The 18,547-nt window shown below is 57.8% G+C and carries 23 protein-coding genes and 1 tRNA gene; 7 read left to right on the top strand and 17 right to left on the bottom strand.

Annotated features, from left to right (window positions below; translation table 11 throughout):
- The first annotated feature begins 36 nt into the window (after positions 1–36).
- From ACM6I0_RS21995 to ACM6I0_RS21980, 4 genes are read left to right on the top strand one after another with little or no spacing between them, the layout of a single operon-like run.
- Positions 37–801: a hypothetical protein gene (locus ACM6I0_RS21995; RefSeq protein WP_414923237.1), complete on the top strand. Its 765-nt coding sequence runs from the start codon at positions 37–39 to the stop codon at positions 799–801.
- A gap of 50 nt (positions 802–851) precedes the next feature.
- The gene (locus ACM6I0_RS21990) at positions 852–1,235 is read left to right on the top strand and encodes a hypothetical protein (protein WP_414923236.1); all 384 of its coding nucleotides are present in this window, start codon (positions 852–854) and stop codon (positions 1,233–1,235) included.
- A gap of 36 nt (positions 1,236–1,271) precedes the next feature.
- Positions 1,272–1,484: a hypothetical protein gene (locus ACM6I0_RS21985; RefSeq protein WP_045060620.1), complete on the top strand. Its 213-nt coding sequence runs from the start codon at positions 1,272–1,274 to the stop codon at positions 1,482–1,484.
- Positions 1,484–2,596 (top strand): phage integrase Arm DNA-binding domain-containing protein, encoded by a 1,113-nt coding sequence (locus tag ACM6I0_RS21980; protein ID WP_414923339.1) that lies wholly within the window; start codon positions 1,484–1,486, stop codon positions 2,594–2,596. Before ACM6I0_RS21985 ends, ACM6I0_RS21980 begins: the two co-directional genes overlap by 1 nt.
- Positions 2,597–2,685: 89 nt before the next feature.
- On the opposite strand, the gene ACM6I0_RS21975 is transcribed toward ACM6I0_RS21980, so the two are convergent.
- The 9 genes from ACM6I0_RS21975 to thrS form a co-directional block, all read right to left on the bottom strand.
- Positions 2,686–2,762 (bottom strand) — tRNA-Pro (locus ACM6I0_RS21975).
- Positions 2,763–2,851: 89 nt separating this feature from the next.
- Entirely contained in the window at positions 2,852–3,208 is a 357-nt protein-coding gene (locus ACM6I0_RS21970; RefSeq protein WP_003179985.1) for a MerR family transcriptional regulator, read from the bottom strand.
- Positions 3,189–3,491, bottom strand: a complete 303-nt coding sequence (ihfA, locus tag ACM6I0_RS21965; protein ID WP_002553164.1) for an integration host factor subunit alpha — start codon at positions 3,489–3,491, stop codon at positions 3,189–3,191. Before ihfA ends, ACM6I0_RS21970 begins: the two co-directional genes overlap by 20 nt.
- A 3-nt stretch (positions 3,492–3,494) precedes the next feature.
- Positions 3,495–5,876, bottom strand: a complete 2,382-nt coding sequence (gene pheT / locus ACM6I0_RS21960; RefSeq protein ID WP_414923235.1) for a phenylalanine--tRNA ligase subunit beta — start codon at positions 5,874–5,876, stop codon at positions 3,495–3,497.
- Between the two features lie 26 nt (positions 5,877–5,902).
- Positions 5,903–6,919, bottom strand: a complete 1,017-nt coding sequence (gene pheS / locus ACM6I0_RS21955; RefSeq protein ID WP_007905876.1) for a phenylalanine--tRNA ligase subunit alpha — start codon at positions 6,917–6,919, stop codon at positions 5,903–5,905.
- 109 nt (positions 6,920–7,028) lie between these two features.
- Positions 7,029–7,385, bottom strand: coding sequence for a 50S ribosomal protein L20 (gene rplT / locus ACM6I0_RS21950; protein ID WP_007905879.1), 357 nt, complete (start codon positions 7,383–7,385; stop codon positions 7,029–7,031).
- Positions 7,386–7,412: 27 nt separating this feature from the next.
- A complete protein-coding gene (gene rpmI, locus ACM6I0_RS21945) occupies positions 7,413–7,607 on the bottom strand; it encodes a 50S ribosomal protein L35 (protein ID WP_008145659.1) in 195 nt (64 codons plus the stop codon).
- Positions 7,608–7,667: 60 nt separating this feature from the next.
- Positions 7,668–8,219, bottom strand: coding sequence for a translation initiation factor IF-3 (gene infC / locus ACM6I0_RS21940; RefSeq protein WP_169857083.1), 552 nt, complete (start codon positions 8,217–8,219; stop codon positions 7,668–7,670).
- Complete coding sequence (gene thrS / locus ACM6I0_RS21935; protein ID WP_123403703.1) at positions 8,219–10,141, bottom strand: threonine--tRNA ligase; 1,923 nt, start codon at positions 10,139–10,141, stop codon at positions 8,219–8,221. Before thrS ends, infC begins: the two co-directional genes overlap by 1 nt.
- Before the next feature lie 375 nt (positions 10,142–10,516).
- On the opposite strand from thrS, the gene ACM6I0_RS21930 reads away from it, so the two are divergent.
- Both ACM6I0_RS21930 and ACM6I0_RS21925 read left to right on the top strand, forming a co-directional pair.
- A complete protein-coding gene (locus ACM6I0_RS21930; RefSeq protein ID WP_285433157.1) occupies positions 10,517–10,819 on the top strand; it encodes a hypothetical protein in 303 nt (100 codons plus the stop codon).
- 292 nt (positions 10,820–11,111) lie between these two features.
- Complete coding sequence (locus ACM6I0_RS21925) at positions 11,112–11,324, top strand: cold-shock protein (protein ID WP_003179963.1); 213 nt, start codon at positions 11,112–11,114, stop codon at positions 11,322–11,324.
- A gap of 72 nt (positions 11,325–11,396) precedes the next feature.
- On the opposite strand, the gene ACM6I0_RS21920 is transcribed toward ACM6I0_RS21925, so the two are convergent.
- Both ACM6I0_RS21920 and ACM6I0_RS21915 read right to left on the bottom strand, forming a co-directional pair.
- Positions 11,397–11,717 carry an I78 family peptidase inhibitor gene (locus ACM6I0_RS21920; RefSeq protein ID WP_285433158.1) on the bottom strand — a complete coding sequence of 107 codons (321 nt, stop codon included), beginning with the start codon at positions 11,715–11,717 and terminating at the stop codon, positions 11,397–11,399.
- A gap of 167 nt (positions 11,718–11,884) precedes the next feature.
- Positions 11,885–12,190: a hypothetical protein gene (locus tag ACM6I0_RS21915; RefSeq protein ID WP_414923234.1), complete on the bottom strand. Its 306-nt coding sequence runs from the start codon at positions 12,188–12,190 to the stop codon at positions 11,885–11,887.
- Positions 12,191–12,322: 132 nt separating this feature from the next.
- Between ACM6I0_RS21915 and ACM6I0_RS21910 the strand changes: the two genes are divergently transcribed.
- Positions 12,323–12,535, top strand: coding sequence for a hypothetical protein (locus ACM6I0_RS21910; RefSeq protein ID WP_414923233.1), 213 nt, complete (start codon positions 12,323–12,325; stop codon positions 12,533–12,535).
- Positions 12,536–12,568: 33 nt separating this feature from the next.
- On the opposite strand, the gene ACM6I0_RS21905 is transcribed toward ACM6I0_RS21910, so the two are convergent.
- Genes ACM6I0_RS21905 through ACM6I0_RS21880 form a run of 6 tightly spaced genes read right to left on the bottom strand, consistent with a single transcriptional unit; the run spans position 12,569 to position 18,533 of the window.
- Entirely contained in the window at positions 12,569–13,597 is a 1,029-nt protein-coding gene (locus tag ACM6I0_RS21905) for a nucleoside hydrolase (RefSeq protein ID WP_414923232.1), read from the bottom strand.
- 44 nt (positions 13,598–13,641) lie between these two features.
- Positions 13,642–14,046 carry a D-ribose pyranase gene (rbsD, locus tag ACM6I0_RS21900; RefSeq protein ID WP_222585585.1) on the bottom strand — a complete coding sequence of 135 codons (405 nt, stop codon included), beginning with the start codon at positions 14,044–14,046 and terminating at the stop codon, positions 13,642–13,644.
- Entirely contained in the window at positions 14,043–14,960 is a 918-nt protein-coding gene (gene rbsK / locus ACM6I0_RS21895) for a ribokinase (RefSeq protein WP_285433167.1), read from the bottom strand. Before rbsK ends, rbsD begins: the two co-directional genes overlap by 4 nt.
- A 22-nt stretch (positions 14,961–14,982) precedes the next feature.
- Positions 14,983–16,002: a LacI family DNA-binding transcriptional regulator gene (locus ACM6I0_RS21890; protein ID WP_285433168.1), complete on the bottom strand. Its 1,020-nt coding sequence runs from the start codon at positions 16,000–16,002 to the stop codon at positions 14,983–14,985.
- Positions 16,003–16,005: 3 nt separating this feature from the next.
- The gene (locus ACM6I0_RS21885) at positions 16,006–16,983 is read right to left on the bottom strand and encodes an ABC transporter permease (RefSeq protein WP_414923231.1); all 978 of its coding nucleotides are present in this window, start codon (positions 16,981–16,983) and stop codon (positions 16,006–16,008) included.
- Entirely contained in the window at positions 16,980–18,533 is a 1,554-nt protein-coding gene (locus ACM6I0_RS21880) for a sugar ABC transporter ATP-binding protein (RefSeq protein ID WP_414923230.1), read from the bottom strand. The genes ACM6I0_RS21885 and ACM6I0_RS21880 overlap by 4 nt, the downstream gene beginning before the upstream one ends.
- Positions 18,534–18,547: the final 14 nt, after the last annotated feature.

The raw sequence follows: 18,547 nt of genomic DNA, 5'->3' as shown, positions 1-18,547 counted from the left end.
GTTCGCCTACGTGTACTGCTACAAGGGGCCGCAGCGATGAACAACAGGATCGTCTGTCAGTTCAGCTGCGGTGCTGCCTCGGCGGTGGCCACAAAGCTAGCGCTGGCTCAATACGGCACAACCCATGACGTGCAAATCATTAACGCGTTTCTGGCCAACGAACACGAAGACAGTCGACGTTTCCTGGTGGACTGCCAGGCTTGGTTCGGCCAAGAGGTTGTTCAGCTTAAAGACGAGAAATACGGCGCCGACATAATCCAGGTTTTCCGTCGCGAGAGGTTCATGAAGGGTCGCAACGGTGCGCCATGCACCAAGCTGCTCAAGCGCCGACTCCTCGATTCGTGGAAGCAGCCAGGCGACGTGATGGTGTTTGGCTATACCGCCGAGGAGGTCGATCGGTTAGAAGATTTCCGCGACCGCAATCCGGACCGGCCCGTGATCGCGCCACTGATTGACGCAGGTCTTGGGAAAGAAGACTGCAAGGCGATGGTTCTGCGAGCAGGCATTAGCCTGCCAATCATGTATCAGATGGGCTACGACAATGCCAATTGCATCGGGTGCGTGAAGGGCGGCGAGGGATATTTCCGCGCGATCCGCGAAGACTTCCCTGAGCAGTTCGAAGAGCTTTGCAAGGTTCAAGACGAGCTCGGCCAAGGTAGTTACCTACATCGCAATCGCACCACCAACGTGCGCTTCTCCCTGCGCGATTTGGGCGATGGCCCAGTGCGGCGCAACGAGAAAATCCCGTCCTGTTCGTTCTTCTGCGAGATGGCCGAAGCCGACATCGCCGACAACACCTAACCCCTCTTCCACCTACCAGCCTGCCGGTGTACGGCGGGCGAGGAATTTCCATGCCCGAGATTAAGTGCGCATACGGCCACACCCAGCACATCGGCACCGACGAGTGGATCAGTCAGCTATCACTGGACCAGCTTCGCTACGCCCGCCAGCAGATGGCTGAGCAAATTGATAAAGCCGAGCAAGGCCCGCGCCGGACAGTCTGGCTGGTCGATGACGGCATCAGTGTCGCTGGCTTTTATCGTGAGGACGCTTTCGCAGAAGCGGCCGACCACCTGCTCAGGATTTACAAAGACGTGTTTTTGAGAGAGGCGAAGGACTTCGGCGGAAGCCCCGGATCTGTTCACGAATTCAAGCAGTCGATGCCACACATCGAGCCGCGGCGCGTGACTCAGTTCGAATACGACACCGAGTGGTTCCCCGCTAAATCCGAATAACCACCTTCTGCCGCCACGCGCGGCATGGAGCATCCAATGAAACGAGAACTGATAAAGATCAGTGAGTTCCAGCGCCGGCGCTGGGGCGAGAACGGCACCCCGCAATGCCCGCAGGCCATCCGCAACCACATCCGTAACGGCGTGGTGCCCGGCGAGCAGATCGGGAAACTCTGGTACGTTGACTGGACAGCATTCAATCGCTCGGACGGAAACGACCTGGTGGCGATGGTATTGAAAGGAGCTGCATGATGGTCCCACGGCCGCGCAACAAGGCGAATAAGAGCCTCCCGCAGAACCTGTATTTCGATTCGCGGCGCTCGACTTATCGCTACCGGCGGCCAACCGACGGTAAGTGGTTCCAGTTTGGCAGCGACCGAATCAAGGCGATCGATGCCGCAAAGCAACTGAATCTGGAATTCATGCGCGGCGCTGACCTGATCGGCGCCGTGATGGGCAACTCAACGGAGTCATTTGCTGGCTTCCTCGATACCTACGAACGCGACGTTCTGCCGCCACGAGAGTTGGCCAAAGGAACGCTAGGCCTTTACGCCGTGCACTTCCGGCGCTTCCGCAAGCAGTTCGAGGGGAAGGCCGTCGATCAGATCACCATTCGCATGGTCGCGGAGATGCTCGACGCGCTCACCCCGCGCACGGCGAACCAGTGCCGGGCGCTACTGATCGACATCTTCAATCACGCAGCGTCCAAAGGACTGTGCCCGGACAACCCGGCGGCCAGCACCATTAACCGGATCGAGAAGAAGCAACGCAAACGCCACACGATTGAAGGACTGAAAGCCATTCGGGAGAAGTCCCCGGCCTGGCTGCAGAACGCAATCGACTTGGCGTTGATCACCGCCCAGCGCCGGACAGACATCCTCGACATGCGTTTTGATGGCAGTCGGGAGGGTTACCTGTACGTGGTGCAGAAGAAGACCGCCAAGGTCAGTGACGCGGCATGGATACGATTTCTGATAACGCCGGAGCTGCAGGCGGTCATCAGCCGATGCCGTGACGATGTCGTATCGCCCTACCTGGTGCACCGAAAGCCGGAGCGCCGGAAACAGAAGCAGGCGCAGACCAAGGATCACTGGACAAAGGTTGAGGAGAGGTATTTGACGCGAGCATTCAAGGAGGCCAGGGAGGCGGCGAACTGCTACGCGGGATGGAAGGAAGAAGAGATGCCGGGCTTCCACGAAGTGCGAGCGCTGTCGCTGCACCTGTACAAGAAAGCCGGAAAGGATGGTCAGAAAATAGCTGGCCATGCGAGCGAGGGCATGACCAGAAACTACCAACGGGACCACGAGGAAATCGTCTGGTCCGAGGCAATTCCGGACCTGAATATCAGCGAAATCACCGGGTAGTTTTGCGCCAGTTTTGCGCGGGTTTTGCGCAGGCACAAAAAAGCCGATCTAACTGATCGGCTCAAGTGTCTGATTTTACTCAGGAATAATGGTCGGGACGGAGTGATTCGAACACTCGACCCCTAGCACCCCATGCTAGTGCGCTACCGGACTGCGCTACGCCCCGACTAGGCGTGTAACTCGTCCTTCATCTCGAAGGACGCTCAAGAATATATCGCAAGCGTTTGAAAACTGGAAGTATTCAAACGCAGGAAATTATTTCTTGAGTACAACCAGCACATCTTCCAATTCCGCAATCATCTGCCGAATCATTTGCTTGTACTGGGTGGTGTCGTCTTTGGCTTCATCGCCGGACAAACGCAAGCGAGCGCCGCCGATGGTGAAACCTTGATCGTATAGGAGCGCGCGGATCTGCCGGATCATCAGCACGTCTTGTCGCTGATAATACCGGCGGTTTCCGCGGCGTTTGACGGGGTTGAGTTGAGGAAACTCCTGCTCCCAATAGCGCAGCACGTGCGGTTTTACCGCACACAGCTCGCTAACTTCACCAATGGTGAAGTAGCGTTTGCCTGGGATGACGGGTAGCTCGTCGTTATGACTTGGTTCCAGCATAAGCCTCAACTCGGGCCTTCAACTTCTGCCCTGGACGAAAGGTGACCACACGGCGAGCCGTGATCGGGATTTCTTCACCCGTTTTCGGATTGCGGCCAGGCCGCTGGCGTTTGTCCCGAAGGTCGAAATTGCCGAAACCGGACAATTTGACTTGTTCGTTGTCTTCAAGAGCGTGCCTGATTTCTTCAAAAAACAGTTCGACCAATTCCTTGGCCTCCCGTTTATTCAGGCCCAACTCCTCATACAGACGTTCCGCCATCTCAGCTTTCGTCAGAGCCCCCATACGTCACTTCCTTAACGTGGCGTTCAACCTTTGTTCGAGCGAGGTGAGGATGTTTTGCGTCGCGGTATTCACCTCATCGTCATTAAGAGTGCGCGATGGATGCTGCCAGGTCAAGCCGACTGCAAGGCTTTTTCTATCAGGATCAATGCCTTTACCCTGATACACGTCAAATAGCCTGAGGTCCGTGAGCCATTCGCCTGCATTTTCACGGATTACATCCAGTACAGCACTGGCCGCGACGTCCGTGGCCGCGATGAGTGCCAAGTCACGACGCACTTCAGGAAAGCGCGACAACTCGCTGAATTTCGGCATTTTCCCCAGCGCCACTTCGGCCAGGACCAGCTCGAAAACGAAGACCGGACGGTCAAGACCGAGGGTTTTCGACAATTCAGGGTGGATAGCGCCGACGAAACCTACCAGGCGACCTTCACGTTCGATGCGCGCGGTTTGACCCGGGTGCAGCGCTGGGTGTTTGCCCGGCACGAATGTGAACGAATCCAGTGCACCGGCAAAGCCCAGCACCGCTTCCACGTCAGCCTTGATGTCGAAGAAGTCCACGACATCGCGACCCTGCGCCCAACCTTCCGGCAGACGGCTACCGCACACAACACCGGCCAGCATTGGCTCTTGCTTCAAGCCTTCCAGCTGCCCCACGAAGCGCAGGCCACTTTCGAACAAGCGGACGCGATCCTGTTGACGGTTCAGGTTGTGCTGAAGCGCCTTGACCAGACCCGGCCACAATGACGAACGCATGGCAGCCATGTCGTTGGAAATCGGGTTGGCCAGCAGAAGCGGCTCTACACCTGGATTAAACAGCTCGAATTGTTTCGGATCGATGAAGCTGTAGGTGATCGCTTCCTGATAACCACGGGCGACCAACAGACGACGCAGCTCAGGCAGGTCGCTACGCGCTTCAGCCTTGGCTTGCGGTGCCAGACGGGCTTGCGGATAACGAACCGGCAGACGGTTGTAACCGTACAGGCGAGCCAGCTCTTCGATCAGATCGACTTCCAGGCTGATGTCGAAGCGATGGCTTGGCACTTCAACGCGCCACTGCCCTGCCCCATCAGCAGAAATATTCAGACCCAGGCCGCCGAGCAGACGCTCGACTTCGGCCGACTCCATTTCCATGCCCAGCATCTGAGTGATGCGTTGCGCACGCAGGGTGACTGGAGCAATTTTCGGCAAATGCTGTTCGCTGACGGTCTCGACGATCGGCCCAGCTTCACCGCCAGTGATTTCCAGCAGCAGGCCAGTGGCGCGCTCCATGGCTTCACGGGCCAGCTGCCAGTCCACGCCACGCTCGTAGCGGTGCGAGGCGTCGGTGTGCAGGCCATAGGAACGGGCCTTGCCGGCGACAGCAATCTGATCGAAGAACGCGCTTTCCAGGAAAATATCGCGAGTGGTCGCGGTGTTGACACCGCTGTGCTCGCCGCCCATGACGCCGGCAATCGCCAGGGCACGAGTGTGGTCGGCAATGACCAGCGTATCGCTACGCAGGCTGACTTCCTGACCGTCGAGCAGCACCAGCTTCTCGCCTTCTTCGGCCATGCGCACGCGGATGCCGCCATTGATTTCGGCGAGATCGAAGGCGTGCAGCGGCTGACCCAGCTCCAACATCACATAGTTGGTGATGTCGACAGCCGCGTCGATGCTACGCACATCGCCACGACGCAGACGCTCGACCATCCACAGCGGCGTAGGCTTGGACAGGTCGACGTTACGGATCACACGACCCAGGTAACGTGGGCAAGCGGCTGGCGCCAGCACTTCGATAGAACGCACTTCGTCATGCACGGCTGGCACCACAGCCACCACCGGACGGGTGACTTCGGCGGCGTACAGAGCGCCGACTTCACGGGCCAGACCGGCCAGGGACAGGCAGTCACCGCGGTTCGGAGTCAGGTCGACTTCGATGCTGGCGTCGTCCAGGCCCAGGTATTCACGAATGTCCTGACCGACCGGCGCATCGGCCGGCAATTCCATCAGGCCATCGTTGCCTTCGCCGACTTGCAACTCGGCTTGCGAACACAGCATGCCGTTGGACTCAACGCCACGCAGCTTGGCTTTCTTGATCTTGAAGTCGCCTGGCAGTTCGGCGCCAATCATGGCGAACGGAATCTTCAGGCCCGGGCGCACATTGGGCGCACCGCAAACGACCTGGAACGTCTCCGCGCCGTTGCTGACCTGGCAAACACGCAACTTGTCGGCGTCCGGGTGTTGCTCGGTGCTCAGCACCTCGCCCACCACCACACCGGTGAATTCGCCGGCGGCCGGCGTAACGCTATCGACCTCAAGACCGGCCATCGACAGACGAGCAACCAGCTCGTCTCGACTTACCTGCGGGCTTACCCAGCCACGCAGCCATTGTTCACTGAATTTCATCCTGCTCTCCTAAGAATTCGTTACGACTAGCGAAATTGCGCGAGGAACCGCAAGTCGTTGTCGAAGAACAGACGCAAGTCGTTCACGCCGTAACGCAGCATGGCCAGACGCTCAACGCCCATGCCGAAGGCAAAGCCCGAAAACTCTTCCGGGTCGATCCCGGACATGCGCAACACGTTCGGGTGAACCATGCCGCAACCCATGACTTCCAGCCAGCCAGTCTGTTTGCAGACACGGCAGCCTTTGCCGCTGCACATCACGCATTCCATGTCGACTTCAGCGGATGGCTCGGTGAACGGGAAGTACGATGGACGGAAACGTACGGCCAGTTCTTTTTCGAAGAACACGCGCAGGAATTCTTCGATGGTCCCTTTCAGGTCGGCGAAGTTGATATCGCGGTCGACCAGCAGGCCTTCGACCTGGTGGAACATCGGGGAATGGGTGATATCGGAGTCGCTACGGTACACGCGGCCTGGGCAGACGATGCGGATCGGCGGCTGTTTCGATTCCATGGTGCGGACCTGTACCGGCGAGGTATGGGTGCGCAGCAACATGTTGGCATTGAAATAGAAGGTGTCATGCATCGACCGGGCCGGGTGATGGCCTGGGATGTTGAGCGCTTCAAAGTTGTGGTAATCGTCTTCGACCTCTGGGCCTTCGGCGATGCCGTAGCCGATGTGGGTGAAGAATTGCTCGATTCGTTCCAGAGTGCGAGTAACCGGGTGCAGACCACCGGAGGTCTGACCGCGGCCAGGCAGGGTCACGTCAATGGACTCGGCAGACAGTTTGGCGGCCAGATCAGCCTCTTCAAACAGTGCCTTGCGGGCATTGAGAACCTCTGTGACACGCTCCTTGGCAACGTTGATCAGCGCACCGACTTGTGGGCGCTCTTCTGCCGGCAAATTCCCCAGGGTCTTCATCACCTGAGTCAATTCACCCTTTTTGCCAAGGTAGTGAACCCGGATTTGCTCCAGGGCATTGATATCTTCAGCGCTTTGCACAGCCTCTAGTGCTTGAGAGACGAGCGCATCCAGGTTTTCCATGTACAGACTCCAGATACAAAATAGGGGAAGAGCTTGAAGGCTCTTCCCCTATTTATGACGTTTAACACCTGGCCCCACAGAGGTGAGGCCGGGTGACTGTCGGGGGTACTTAAGCCAAGGTGGCTTTAGCTTTCTCGACAATCGCAGCAAACGCCGCTTTTTCGTTCACTGCCAGATCAGCCAGAACCTTACGGTCGATCTCGATGGACGCTTTTTTCAGGCCGGCGATGAAACGGCTGTAGGACAGACCGTTGATACGTGCACCAGCGTTGATACGAGCGATCCACAGAGCGCGGAACTGACGTTTTTTCTGACGACGGTCACGGTAGGCGTATTGGCCTGCCTTGATTACCGCTTGCTTGGCAACACGGAATACGCGCGAGCGAGCGCCGTAGTAGCCTTTAGCAAGTTTCAGAATTTTTTTGTGACGTTTACGGGCAATGACGCCACGCTTTACACGAGCCATGAGTTACTTCCTCTATTCTTGACTAAATTAACGAAGGCGCAGCATGCGCTCGACTTTTGCCACGTCACACGGTGCCAGCAAGCTGCTACCGCGCAGTTGACGCTTACGCTTGGTCGACATTTTAGTCAGGATGTGGCTCTTGAAAGCGTGCTTGTGCTTGATACCGTTAGCAGTTTTCAGAAACCGCTTAGCAGCACCACTTTTAGTTTTCATTTTTGGCATGTTCGGATACTCCGCATTCAGTTGATAAACATAATCAGAAGGCCTGCCGTGCCCTATTGATTACTTCTTCTTTTTCGGGGCGATGACCATGATCAGCTGGCGTCCTTCCATCTTAGGATGCTGTTCGACCGAACCGTACTCGAGCAAGTCACCTTCAACTCGCTTGAGGAGTTCCATCCCCAGCTCCTGGTGGGCCATCTCACGGCCGCGGAATCGCAAGGATACCTTGGCCCTGTCCCCATCACTCAGGAAACGTACCAGGTTGCGCAGTTTTACCTGGTAATCCCCTTCCTCCGTCCCTGGACGAAACTTGATTTCTTTAACCTGAATCTGCTTCTGGTTTTTCTTGGCCGCGGCAATCTGCTTCTTCTTCTCGAAGATCGATTTGCCGTAGTCCATCAGTTTGCAAACAGGGGGTACTGCATCGGCGGAAATTTCCACCAAATCCAGTTTGGCCTCTTCAGCCTTAAGAAGCGCGTCTTCAATTGACACAATCCCAAGCTGTTCACCTTCAGCCCCAATTAACCGAACCTCGCGTGCCGAGATATTCTCGTTGATCGGGGCTTTCGGTGCAGCTCGTTTATCTTGTCTCATTTCACGCTTAATAGTAATTACTCCGAATCTGGGCGACCACGCCGGGAAACCGCTTGCGCGAGAAACTCAGCGAACTGGGCGACGGGCATCGAGCCCAGGTCAGCACCTTCACGAGTACGCACAGCGACAGTCTGCATCTCGACTTCCCGATCTCCGATAACCAAGAGATAAGGAACCTTGAGCAAAGTATGCTCGCGGATTTTAAAGCCGATCTTTTCATTTCTCAAGTCAGACTTGGCACGAAATCCGCTTTCGTTGAGAGTTTTTTCAACCTCGGCGGCAAAATCGGCCTGTTTATCAGTGATATTCATGATCACTGCCTGGGTCGGAGCCAGCCACGCAGGGAATGCACCCTCGTAGTGCTCGATCAGGATTCCGACGAAACGTTCGAAGGATCCGAGGATCGCCCGGTGCAACATAACCGGGTGCTTGCGACTGTTGTCTTCGGAGACGTATTCGGCTCCCAGACGGACAGGCAGGTTAAAATCGAGCTGAAGGGTACCACACTGCCAGACACGACCCAGGCAATCTTTCAGCGAGAACTCGATCTTCGGACCATAGAATGCACCCTCGCCCGGCTGCAAATCGTACGGCAGGCCCGCGCTGTCGAGTGCTGCAGCCAATGCAGCTTCGGCGCGATCCCACAGTTCGTCGGAACCGACGCGTTTTTCCGGACGAGTGGACAACTTCATTTCGACTTCTTTAAAGCCGAAGTCGGCATAAACGTCCATGGTCAGCTTGATGAACGCAGCGGACTCGGCCTGCATCTGCTCTTCGGTGCAGAAGATGTGGGCGTCATCCTGAGTGAATGCACGCACGCGCATGATGCCGTGCAACGCACCCGATGGCTCGTTACGGTGGCAAGCACCGAACTCGGCCAGACGCATCGGCAACTCGCGGTAGCTTTTCAGGCCCTGATTGAACACTTGCACGTGACACGGGCAGTTCATCGGCTTGATGGCGTAGTCGCGGTTTTCCGACTGAGTGGTAAACATGTTGTCGGCATAGTTGGCCCAGTGCCCGGATTTCTCCCACAGGCTGCGGTCAACGACCTGCGGAGTCTTGATCTCCAGGTAGCCGTTATCGCGCTGAACCTTGCGCATGTACTGCTCGAGCACCTGGTACAGGGTCCAGCCGTTCGGGTGCCAGAAGACCATGCCCGGCGACTCTTCCTGGGTGTGGAACAGGCCCAGGCGCTTGCCGATTTTGCGGTGATCGCGCTTCTCGGCTTCTTCAATGCGCTGGATGTAAGCCGCCAACTGCTTCTTGTCAGCCCAAGCGGTGCCGTAAACGCGCTGCAATTGCTCGTTCTTGGCATCGCCGCGCCAGTAGGCGCCGGACAACTTGGTCAGTTTGAAGGATTTCAGGAAACGCGTATTCGGCACGTGCGGACCACGGCACATGTCGACGTATTCTTCGTGATAGTACAGGCCCATCGCCTGCTCGTTCGGCATGTCCTCGACCAGGCGCAACTTGTAGTCTTCGCCACGGGCCTTGAACACTTCGATCACTTCGGCGCGCGGAGTGACTTTCTTGATCACGTCGTAATCTTTCTCGATCAGCTGCTGCATGCGCTGTTCGATGGCAGCCAGGTCGTCCGGAGTGAAGGGACGCTCGAAGGCGATGTCGTAATAGAAGCCTTCGTCGATGACCGGCCCGATGACCATTTTAGCGGTCGGGTACAGCTGCTTGACCGCATGGCCGACCAGGTGAGCGCAAGAGTGGCGAATGATCTCCAGCCCCTCTTCATCCTTTGGCGTAATGATTTGCAGCGTGGAATCGCTGTCGATGATGTCGCTGGCGTCAACCAGCTTGCCATTGACCTTGCCGGCCACGGTGGCCTTGGCCAGACCTGCACCAATGGATGCGGCGACCTCGGCTACGGAAACCGGGTGATCGAATGAACGTTGACTGCCGTCGGGAAGAGTAATAGTTGGCATGGCGCCTCCTCTCCTAGTGGTGACCCCTACCAAAGGTCACGTGGGTTGGGATGAGCCAGTACAAGATCCGATCCAGGCCATTCAATGACGAACGCCTGCCTTACAGCGGCAGGAGCCTTGCGGCCAACCGGAAAACCGAACCAGAGTGACTGGGATTCAAATCAGGGTTATTCGCGCAATTGCCGCCACCGGGACTGAAAGTCATCCGGAGCCTGCAAACGCCCGAGCGAGGCATGCTAGCACAGATGAACGGTCGTCGATGCAACGAGGCTCGCGACCGAGGTCAATCCGCTCTTTTTATGCCAGAGTGCTGAACTTGAATCCTGCTTTACCCCTCAGATAAACACGACATTGACCCACAAGGAGCATCCCAGCATGCGTCTGAATCGTTTGTTCGCAGTAGTCGCCCCCATCGTTCTGCTGCTACCACTGACTGCCCACGCCGAATGGCCTAAAGACCTGCGCGCAAAGTACATGCAGCAATGTACACCGGCAGCGGCGACGCAGATCGGTGATGCAGCCGCCAAGGCCCACTGCGCGTGTGGTGCCGACGCCATCAAATCGTATCCAGCCAAGGACCTCCAGGCCCTGATGGACAATACAGCCAACGACGCACTGAAGCAAAAGGCACTGACGCAAATTTCCGCGTGCAAAGCCGATTCCAAAGAAAAAAAATAAGCCTGATGTCGGGATTTTCACCCCGCCCACGACAGTAAAAAGCTTCTGAAAACCGCTTTTTTTTACAATTTATGCAGGTTTTACAGGTTTTTTTACTGTCTTTACTTTTGGCTGAAAGCCTTCTAAAACGGGGCTTGCAGCGAAACAAAGCAGCAAACAGAATGCGACTGCAGGGCAAACAGCACGTCCGGGGGGCTCCCAAAGCGAACATTTCGACTATGATAGTCCGGTGTGCCCAGTTGGCCTGAGCAGCACAGCACTACTGAAAATATAAGTTTCTTGGAGATACACCATGTCTAATCGCCAAACCGGCACCGTTAAATGGTTCAACGATGAAAAAGGCTTCGGCTTCATCACTCCTCAAGGTGGCGGTGACGACCTGTTCGTACACTTCAAAGCTATCGAAAGCGACGGTTTCAAAAGCCTGAAAGAAGGCCAAACCGTTTCCTTCGTGGCTGAGAAAGGCCAAAAGGGTATGCAAGCTGCACAAGTTCGCCCAGAGTAAGTTTCTGGCGCACTAAAAAAACCCCGTCCATGTGACGGGGTTTTTTATGGGCGATACAAAAGCCTGGGCAGATCAGCCGCAGTTGATGCGTGTCACCACCCGATTGGCATCGGTATTGAGATTCAGGCGATCAGAGCGGTATTCCAGAGTCACCATATCGTTCGGCCCCAGGAACCGTGCATTCTGTGCACCAGCGCGGGTACGCGCCTGTTCCAGCAGCGCGGCCGAAGCCGCTTTGCCGATGGCGAATTCTGCCGCCTTGGCCTCACAACGGCTGTGGCCAGTGTCAGTCGTCGTAACGGGGTCTGTCGCAGGCTGCGAAGTCGAACTGCTGCAACCCGCCAGCAGCGTGACAGCGAACAAAGTACCCAATGACGCGAGCTTCCAAGGCATGAAGCCTCCTTTTTTCCAATAGTTAAGCTGAGATCTTGCGACCGCCAATCCGGCGTTTGGTTTCAAGGTGAGCGTCCTCGCCCGGCCCTTGACCCGCACAAGCAGTGAGTTTGCCTGAGCAGCGCTCTGTCGTTCATCACTCAATCGTGACTGAATATGAACGCCGCTCAATAGACATCAATGTAATCGAAGGGCGGGGTCGGCCAGTTTTCCTTCAGCGCGTTGAAGATCTGCATGACCCAGACCTCGTCGCTGGCCGCGACCAATCCAACATACCCGGAGCCCTTGGCCCACGTTTCAAGGCGAAACAGCAGGCCGTTGATATCGGTGCCACCTACAACGCCGGATGAAATGTAGGCAATCCCGTCCTTGGTCACACGCAATTGCGTATGTTCGTCATCACTGGCAGCGGCCAATAGCTGGCGCACCGCCTCAAGGGTCAAGCCGTCAGGGGTGTTCAAATCGATCTGCACAGCGCGGTCCTTGAAAATCGGTCAAAGACCAAGTGTCGCATAGCCCTCCCCTCATGCCTAAGTCGGAGTGCCAAATCTCGTGCAAAATGGTTAACTCGACACTCAGACTTTCCCGACTTTTCGAGCGCAATCATGACCACCGTAAGCATCGACGCCACCATCACCGTCAAGTGGCCACAGGGCCATAGCTCTTACAGTCCGGGCAGCCCGGAAGAGTTGGCAATCATTGGCATCGATCTACTGGTCAAAGCACTGGGAGCCGAATCAGCCCAATCATTCATCAAGCAAGTTTTCGAGAAATACCCTGCTGTCGTGAATGGCGCCTTGGAAACCGAGAGAAAATAAAACCCCGCAGGCTGGCACCTGCGGGGTCAACGCTTACTTCAGACGAGCCAGACGCTGGGTCAGCAGATCGAAGAAGCCCTGGGCATCGCCACTTTCAACCCAAAAAGCATTCTTCGGCGCCTTCAGGCCGTCATACCAGTCGACGATGGTTTGACCAAAGGTTGGTCCTTCGCGGCTATCAACGACCACATTGACCGAGCGACCGATGAACAACTCAGGCTTGAGCAGGTAGGCGATGACCGTCGCGTCATGCACCGGGCCACCTGGAATACCGTAGTGCTCCATGTCGCCTTTGACATACTCGTTGAGAATATCGCCGACCAGCTTGCTGGCGTTGTTATTGAGCGCTGCGATTTGCTTCAAACGCGCCTCACTGGTGAGGATCTTGTGAGTCACGTCCAGTGGCAGATACGTCAGCTTCACGCCGCTTTTGAGCACCACCTCTGCCGCCTGCGGGTCGGCGAACAGGTTGAATTCGGCCACTGGCGTGATGTTGCCCCCATTGAAGTGCGCGCCACCCATGACCACCACTTCCTTGATGCCCTGGACGATTTCAGGTTCCTGGATCAGCGCCAGGGCCAGGTTGGTCTGCGGCCCCAGCATGGCGAGGGTGATGCTGTGGGGCTTGGCGGCTTTCAAGGTATTGATCAGGTAATTGACCGCATTGCCTTCGGCCAAGCCTTTCTTAGGCTCGTGCACGGTGACGCCCGACAAACCTTCCTTGCCGTGGATGTTCTCGGCGTAAATCGGTGTACGCATCAACGGCTTCGGCGCACCCGCATAGACCGGCACCTCTTCGCGCCCCGCCCACTCGCGAGCCAGTCGTGCATTTCGTGAAGTCTTGTCCAGACGCACGTTGCCGGCGACGGTGGTCAACGCAAGAATATTCAACTCTTGCGGCGATGCCAGCGCAAACAGCAACGCGACTACGTCGTCCGCGCCGGGATCGGTGTCGATGATCAAGTCGATTTTTTCCGCCGCCTGGGCGCTCGTTGCAGTAATCAGGGACAAAAGCAGCAGACTCCGGAGCAAGTGGTGCAGTTTCTGAGCATAGCGGTGCATATCGCACTCCTTGTGCGTGGGGAAACGAATGTAGGCAAGCCGCGTTAGAAGGTCACTCCAGAGACCAGCACGATGTTGCAGTAAGGCGCACATTCGCCGGTCCGGACAATCGCCCGCGCTTGGCGGCTGAGGACTTTGAATTGCTCATGGCTGAGCAGCTCCCGCTGGCCCAGCGCGCCTTCGGCGTTCAGTTCATCAAGCGCGCTCAAGGCAGGCGGTTGCTTGTCGAGGATTTCCTGGGCCAACACATGCCGCTCAACCTGCATTTCACTGAGCACCACCTTCAAGGTGCTGACGAAATCGGGAATCCCCTGCGTCAGGGCCAGATCGATCAGCTCAACGCCTGGCGGTACAGGCAGGCCGGCGTCGCCGATCACGACCATGTCACCGTGGCCAAGGGAGGCGATCAACCGGGACAGTGCGATATTGAGTAATGGTGTTTTTTTCATGGTGCTTTGAACGCCTGCACTTCGGACAAGGAGGGAATCGAGGGTTGTGCACCGGCGCGGGTGACGGACAGCGCAGCAGCTACCTGGCCAAAACGGATTGCCTCGGCTTCGCTTTTGCCGGACGCCAAAGCAGCGGCGAAGCCCCCCACGAACGTGTCACCGGCAGCGGTGGTATCGACCGCCTTCACCTGCGACGCCGGAAAATGTTCAAAGCCTGTGCCGTTGGCGAACAGCGACCCTTGAGCGCCAAGGGTGATGATGACTTTGCTGGCACCCAAGGCGATTAGAGCGCTGGCGGCCGTTTCGGCGGACTGCAGAGAGTCCACCGCCACACCGCTCAGGGCTGAGGCTTCGCTTTCGTTGGGAATCAGGTAATCAATGGACGCATACCAATCCGTCGGCAGTGGTCGACTGGCCGGCGCCGGGTTGAGAATCACGGTTTTGCCGAGCTCACGGCCGCGCTTGAGGGCGTAGCCCACCGTGGCATCCGGCACTTCCAGCTGACAAATGATCACATCCGCCGCCTGCAACACCGCATCGAACCGATCGATGACCTGAGGCGTCAGCGCCCCGTTCGCACCGGCAACAATCACGATCGCGTTCTGACTGTTGTCATCGACCACGATCAAGGCCACGCCGCTGGCGCCTTCGACAGTACTGACCGCCTGGCAATCGATCTGCTCGGCCAACAACGCGCCGCGCAGCTCTTCGCCATAGGCATCGCTGCCGACACAACCGACCATCGAGACCTGCGCCCCAAGCCGCGCCGCGGCGACGGCCTGGTTTGCGCCCTTACCGCCGGACACCGTGGCAAATGACTCGCCGATCAGCGTCTCACCGCCACGGGGCAACCGTGGAGCCCGGGTCACCAAGTCCATGTTCAGGCTGCCTATTACCACTACTTTTGCTGGCATACATCACTCGTCAAATTCGGTTTCAGCGGTATTCGTCGAACACACCGGCGAGCGGTGCAGTCGACTCTCGCAGGACAATACTGGGCGTCACGATCCGTTGATCGGTAGCCATATCGGGTGATGCGATCCGTCTTAACAACACTTCGGCCGCCATCTCACCGAGCTGCAGGATCGACTGCCCCACGGTAGTCAGCGCCGGGTAGACATAACGACTCATCTGGATATCGTCGAAGCCGATGACCGAAAGTTCGGTCGGCACACGCACATTGCGCTCGGCAGCCGCTCGAAGCACACCGATGCCGATCATGTCGTTACCGGCAAAGATCGCGCTGGGCGGGTTCTTTTCCAGCAGAATCGCAGCGGCGTTGTAACCGCCTGTGCTGGTGAAGTCACTTTCCAGCATGCGCTCGCGATGCACTTCGACGCCTGCTTCTTGCAAGGCTCGGCGATAACCGGCCAGACGCATCTGTGCCACGCTGGTCCCCGCCGGGCCGCCGATAGTGGCGATATCCCGATGGCCCAGTTCCAGTAGATGACGGGTGGCCAGATAGGCGCCGTATTCGTGGTCGATGCGCACCAGATCGGCATTCACGCCTTCCAGCCCACGGTCGACGATTACCATCGGGGTGCGCACACCGGCGAGGCCTTCAGCCAGTCCAGCATCGCCGCCGGCGGATGCCACGATCAAACCGTCGATGCGCTTCTCCAGCAACACGCGCAAGTAGCTGCGTTGTTTGTCCGGGTTGTCGTCGGAGTTGCAGAGGATCACGCAGTAGCCATTTCGCTCACAGTAATCCTCGATGCCGCGCGCCAGCTCGGCAAAGTAAGGGTTGAGGCTATTGGGCACCAGCAACCCGATGGTCGCGGTGGTCTTGGCTTTTAACGAACGGGCCACGGCGCTTGGCACGTAGTCCAGGGTCTTGATCGCCGCCTCGACTTTGACACGCACTTCTTCGCTGACCGGCCGGGTCTTGTTCACCACATGGGAAACTGTCGTGTAGGAAATTCCCGCGAGTGCCGCCACATCTTTTATCGTTGCCATGACTCAGGTCCGCCGGCTTGCGCGCTGACTGCGATACGTATCCAGCACCACCGCCACCACGATCACCGCGCCAGTGATAATGCGTTTGGTGGGCTCGGTTGCGCCGATCTGCGCCAGCCCTGCCGCCAACACGGAAATAATCAGGACCCCAAAGAATGTGCTGATGACCGAACCTCGGCCGCCCATCAAACTGGTGCCACCGATCACCACGGCGGCAATCACCTGGAGCTCAAGCCCGGAGCCGGCATTCGGATCCGCCGCTTCCAGTCGGGAAATCTGGAACAGTGCAGCAATCCCGGCCAACAACCCCATCAGACTGAACACCAGGATCTTGTAGGGCTTTGGGTTGATCCCGGCCAGACGCACGGCTTCTTCGTTGGTGCCGATGCCGATCAGGTAGCGACCGAACACCGTACGGGTCAACACGGCCTGGGCAATGATGATAATCAGCAACGCAATGATGAACGACGGCGAGATGCCGAATGCAATGGGGTTGGACAACCACGCGAAGGCATCACCGATATAAGCGGTGCGCGAACCGGTCATCTGGTACGCCACGCCTCGGGCCATTTCCAGCACGCCGAGGGACACGATGAACGACGGAATCCGCCACGCCACGGTGATCGAACCGGTGATGGTCCCGGCCAGGGCCGCAACTGCCATCCCGAGTATCGCCGCGGGAAGAACGCTCCAGCTCCAGCCGAGAATCGCCACGCTGACCGTCGACGCCGCAAGCGCCAGCACCGAGCCGACAGACAGGTCGATGCCGCCGATGATCAGCACGAAAGTCATGCCCACCGCCAGCACCATCAAATCGGGAATCTGATTGGCGAGGGTGCTGAAGGTGTCGTAAGACAGGAAATGGCTGCTCAATACCGAGAACAGCGCAACCATCGCCAGCAAGGCACCGGCCAGGCCCAGATAGGTGCCCAGGCCGTAGAAATTGCCACTACGTTTGCCGGCAGAAGATGCAGTTTTCATGGAAGATCCCTAGGCGCTGCTTCATTGAGCAACGCATCACGTTTTTGGTAGCCGGCGAACGCGGCGGCAAGCAAATCATCCTGGGTCCAGCTGTCGCGCTCGAAGGTGTCGATCAGGCGCCCCGCCGACAACACGCCAATCCGGTCGCAAATCAACATCAGTTCGCGCAGGTCGCTAGACACCACCACCAGCGCTTTGCCCTGCCGCGTCAGCTCACCGAGCAGTGCATAGATGTCGAACTTGGCGCCGACATCAATGCCACGGGTCGGCTCATCGAACAACATCACCGCACAGTCGCGCTCCAGCCAGCGGCCGATCACGACCTTCTGCTGGTTGCCGCCCGACAACTCGGACACCAGCTGCGTAGGGCTCGAACTGCGGATGCGCATGGCGTCGATCTGACGCTGGGCCAGGGACATCTCGGCAGCGTTGTTGACGAAACCGCCGCTGGAAATCTCCGGCATATTACCCAGCGCAATGTTGGCGCTGATCGATTGGGTCAGCAGCAGGCCTTCGCCTTTACGGTCCTCGGTGATCAAGGCGATGCCATGACCGACCGCATCGGCCGGCGAACGGATGGTCACCACTTGAGGCGGCGCCCCCAGGGCGACGGTGCCACTGTCCGCCGTGTCCGCACCAAAGATCAGACGCAGCAGCTCGGTGCGCCCTGCCCCGATCAATCCGGAAATCCCGTAGATCTCGCCGGCACGCACTTCAAAGGACACATCGCGAACCTTGTCGGAGCGGGTCAGGCCTTTGACCGTCAAGGCTGGCGCGCCAATCTTGCGCGGCCCCAGGTCAATGTGTTCGCCGAGTTCACGGCCCACCATCAACGACACCAGTTGCTCGCTGTTGTAGTTGGCCATCGGCTCGACGCAAACCAGGTTGCCATCGCGCAAAACCGCAATGCGCTGGGCGACCCGTGCCAGTTCTTCGAGGCGGTGGGAGATATAGATGATCGAGACGCCCCGGGCCTGCAGACGCGTGATTTGCTCGAACAGCATTTCGACTTCGCGGGCGGTGAGCATCGCGGTCGGTTCGTCGAGGATCAATACATGGCAATCGCCGATCAGGTTGCGGGCGATCTCAACCATTTGCTGGTGACCGATGCCGAGTTCGCCGACCAGAGTGTCCGGGTCGATCGCGTCGAGCCCGACCTGAGCCATGGCCTCGATCGCCGCCTTGCGCAGTTGTTTGCGACTGATCCAGCCGCCGCTGCTGGGCAAGTTATCGAGAAACAGGTTTTCCGCCACCGACAGGGTCGGCAACAGATTGAGTTCTTGCATGACCATGCGGATGCCCAGGTCTTCGGCCTGGGCGCGGCTGCCGGGGCGGTAATCCTGCCCTTGGAATTGCATGTGGCCGGTGGTCGGCGTGACCAGTCCGCCAATGATTTTCGACAGCGTGCTTTTACCGGCACCGTTCTCACCGGTCAACGCCAACACTTCACCGCGCATTAGTGTCAGGTCGATGCCGGTCAGCACGGGTTGGGCGTAGGTCTTGCCGATACCGCTCACCGAGAGGACAGCGTTCGGGGCGCAAACTGACATAAAAATCTCCATGT

Origin of the sequence: Pseudomonas sp. IT-P294 (assembly GCF_949767865.1) — a bacterium.
Classification (GTDB): domain Bacteria; phylum Pseudomonadota; class Gammaproteobacteria; order Pseudomonadales; family Pseudomonadaceae; genus Aquipseudomonas.
Note: the sequence above shows the minus strand (reverse complement) of the source record. Positions and strands in the feature narration are given on the sequence as shown.

Excerpts from the sequence above, each read along its gene's own strand:
- ACM6I0_RS21995 (WP_414923237.1), top strand. The coding sequence starts at position 37 with ATGAACAACAGGATCGTCTGTCAGTTCAGCTGCGGTGCTGCCTCGGCG.
- ACM6I0_RS21990 (WP_414923236.1), top strand. The coding sequence starts at position 852 with ATGCCCGAGATTAAGTGCGCATACGGCCACACCCAGCACATCGGCACC.
- ACM6I0_RS21985 (WP_045060620.1), top strand. The coding sequence starts at position 1,272 with ATGAAACGAGAACTGATAAAGATCAGTGAGTTCCAGCGCCGGCGCTGG.
- ACM6I0_RS21980 (WP_414923339.1), top strand. The coding sequence starts at position 1,484 with ATGGTCCCACGGCCGCGCAACAAGGCGAATAAGAGCCTCCCGCAGAAC.
- ACM6I0_RS21970 (WP_003179985.1), bottom strand. The coding sequence starts at position 3,208 with ATGCTGGAACCAAGTCATAACGACGAGCTACCCGTCATCCCAGGCAAA.
- ihfA (WP_002553164.1), bottom strand. The coding sequence starts at position 3,491 with ATGGGGGCTCTGACGAAAGCTGAGATGGCGGAACGTCTGTATGAGGAG.
- pheT (WP_414923235.1), bottom strand. The coding sequence starts at position 5,876 with ATGAAATTCAGTGAACAATGGCTGCGTGGCTGGGTAAGCCCGCAGGTA.
- pheS (WP_007905876.1), bottom strand. The coding sequence starts at position 6,919 with ATGGAAAACCTGGATGCGCTCGTCTCTCAAGCACTAGAGGCTGTGCAA.
- rplT (WP_007905879.1), bottom strand. The coding sequence starts at position 7,385 with ATGGCTCGTGTAAAGCGTGGCGTCATTGCCCGTAAACGTCACAAAAAA.
- rpmI (WP_008145659.1), bottom strand. The coding sequence starts at position 7,607 with ATGCCAAAAATGAAAACTAAAAGTGGTGCTGCTAAGCGGTTTCTGAAA.
- thrS (WP_123403703.1), bottom strand. The coding sequence starts at position 10,141 with ATGCCAACTATTACTCTTCCCGACGGCAGTCAACGTTCATTCGATCAC.
- ACM6I0_RS21930 (WP_285433157.1), top strand. The coding sequence starts at position 10,517 with ATGCGTCTGAATCGTTTGTTCGCAGTAGTCGCCCCCATCGTTCTGCTG.
- ACM6I0_RS21925 (WP_003179963.1), top strand. The coding sequence starts at position 11,112 with ATGTCTAATCGCCAAACCGGCACCGTTAAATGGTTCAACGATGAAAAA.
- ACM6I0_RS21920 (WP_285433158.1), bottom strand. The coding sequence starts at position 11,717 with ATGCCTTGGAAGCTCGCGTCATTGGGTACTTTGTTCGCTGTCACGCTG.
- ACM6I0_RS21910 (WP_414923233.1), top strand. The coding sequence starts at position 12,323 with ATGACCACCGTAAGCATCGACGCCACCATCACCGTCAAGTGGCCACAG.
- ACM6I0_RS21905 (WP_414923232.1), bottom strand. The coding sequence starts at position 13,597 with ATGCACCGCTATGCTCAGAAACTGCACCACTTGCTCCGGAGTCTGCTG.
- rbsD (WP_222585585.1), bottom strand. The coding sequence starts at position 14,046 with ATGAAAAAAACACCATTACTCAATATCGCACTGTCCCGGTTGATCGCC.
- rbsK (WP_285433167.1), bottom strand. The coding sequence starts at position 14,960 with ATGCCAGCAAAAGTAGTGGTAATAGGCAGCCTGAACATGGACTTGGTG.
- ACM6I0_RS21890 (WP_285433168.1), bottom strand. The coding sequence starts at position 16,002 with ATGGCAACGATAAAAGATGTGGCGGCACTCGCGGGAATTTCCTACACG.
- ACM6I0_RS21885 (WP_414923231.1), bottom strand. The coding sequence starts at position 16,983 with ATGAAAACTGCATCTTCTGCCGGCAAACGTAGTGGCAATTTCTACGGC.
- ACM6I0_RS21880 (WP_414923230.1), bottom strand. The coding sequence starts at position 18,533 with ATGTCAGTTTGCGCCCCGAACGCTGTCCTCTCGGTGAGCGGTATCGGC.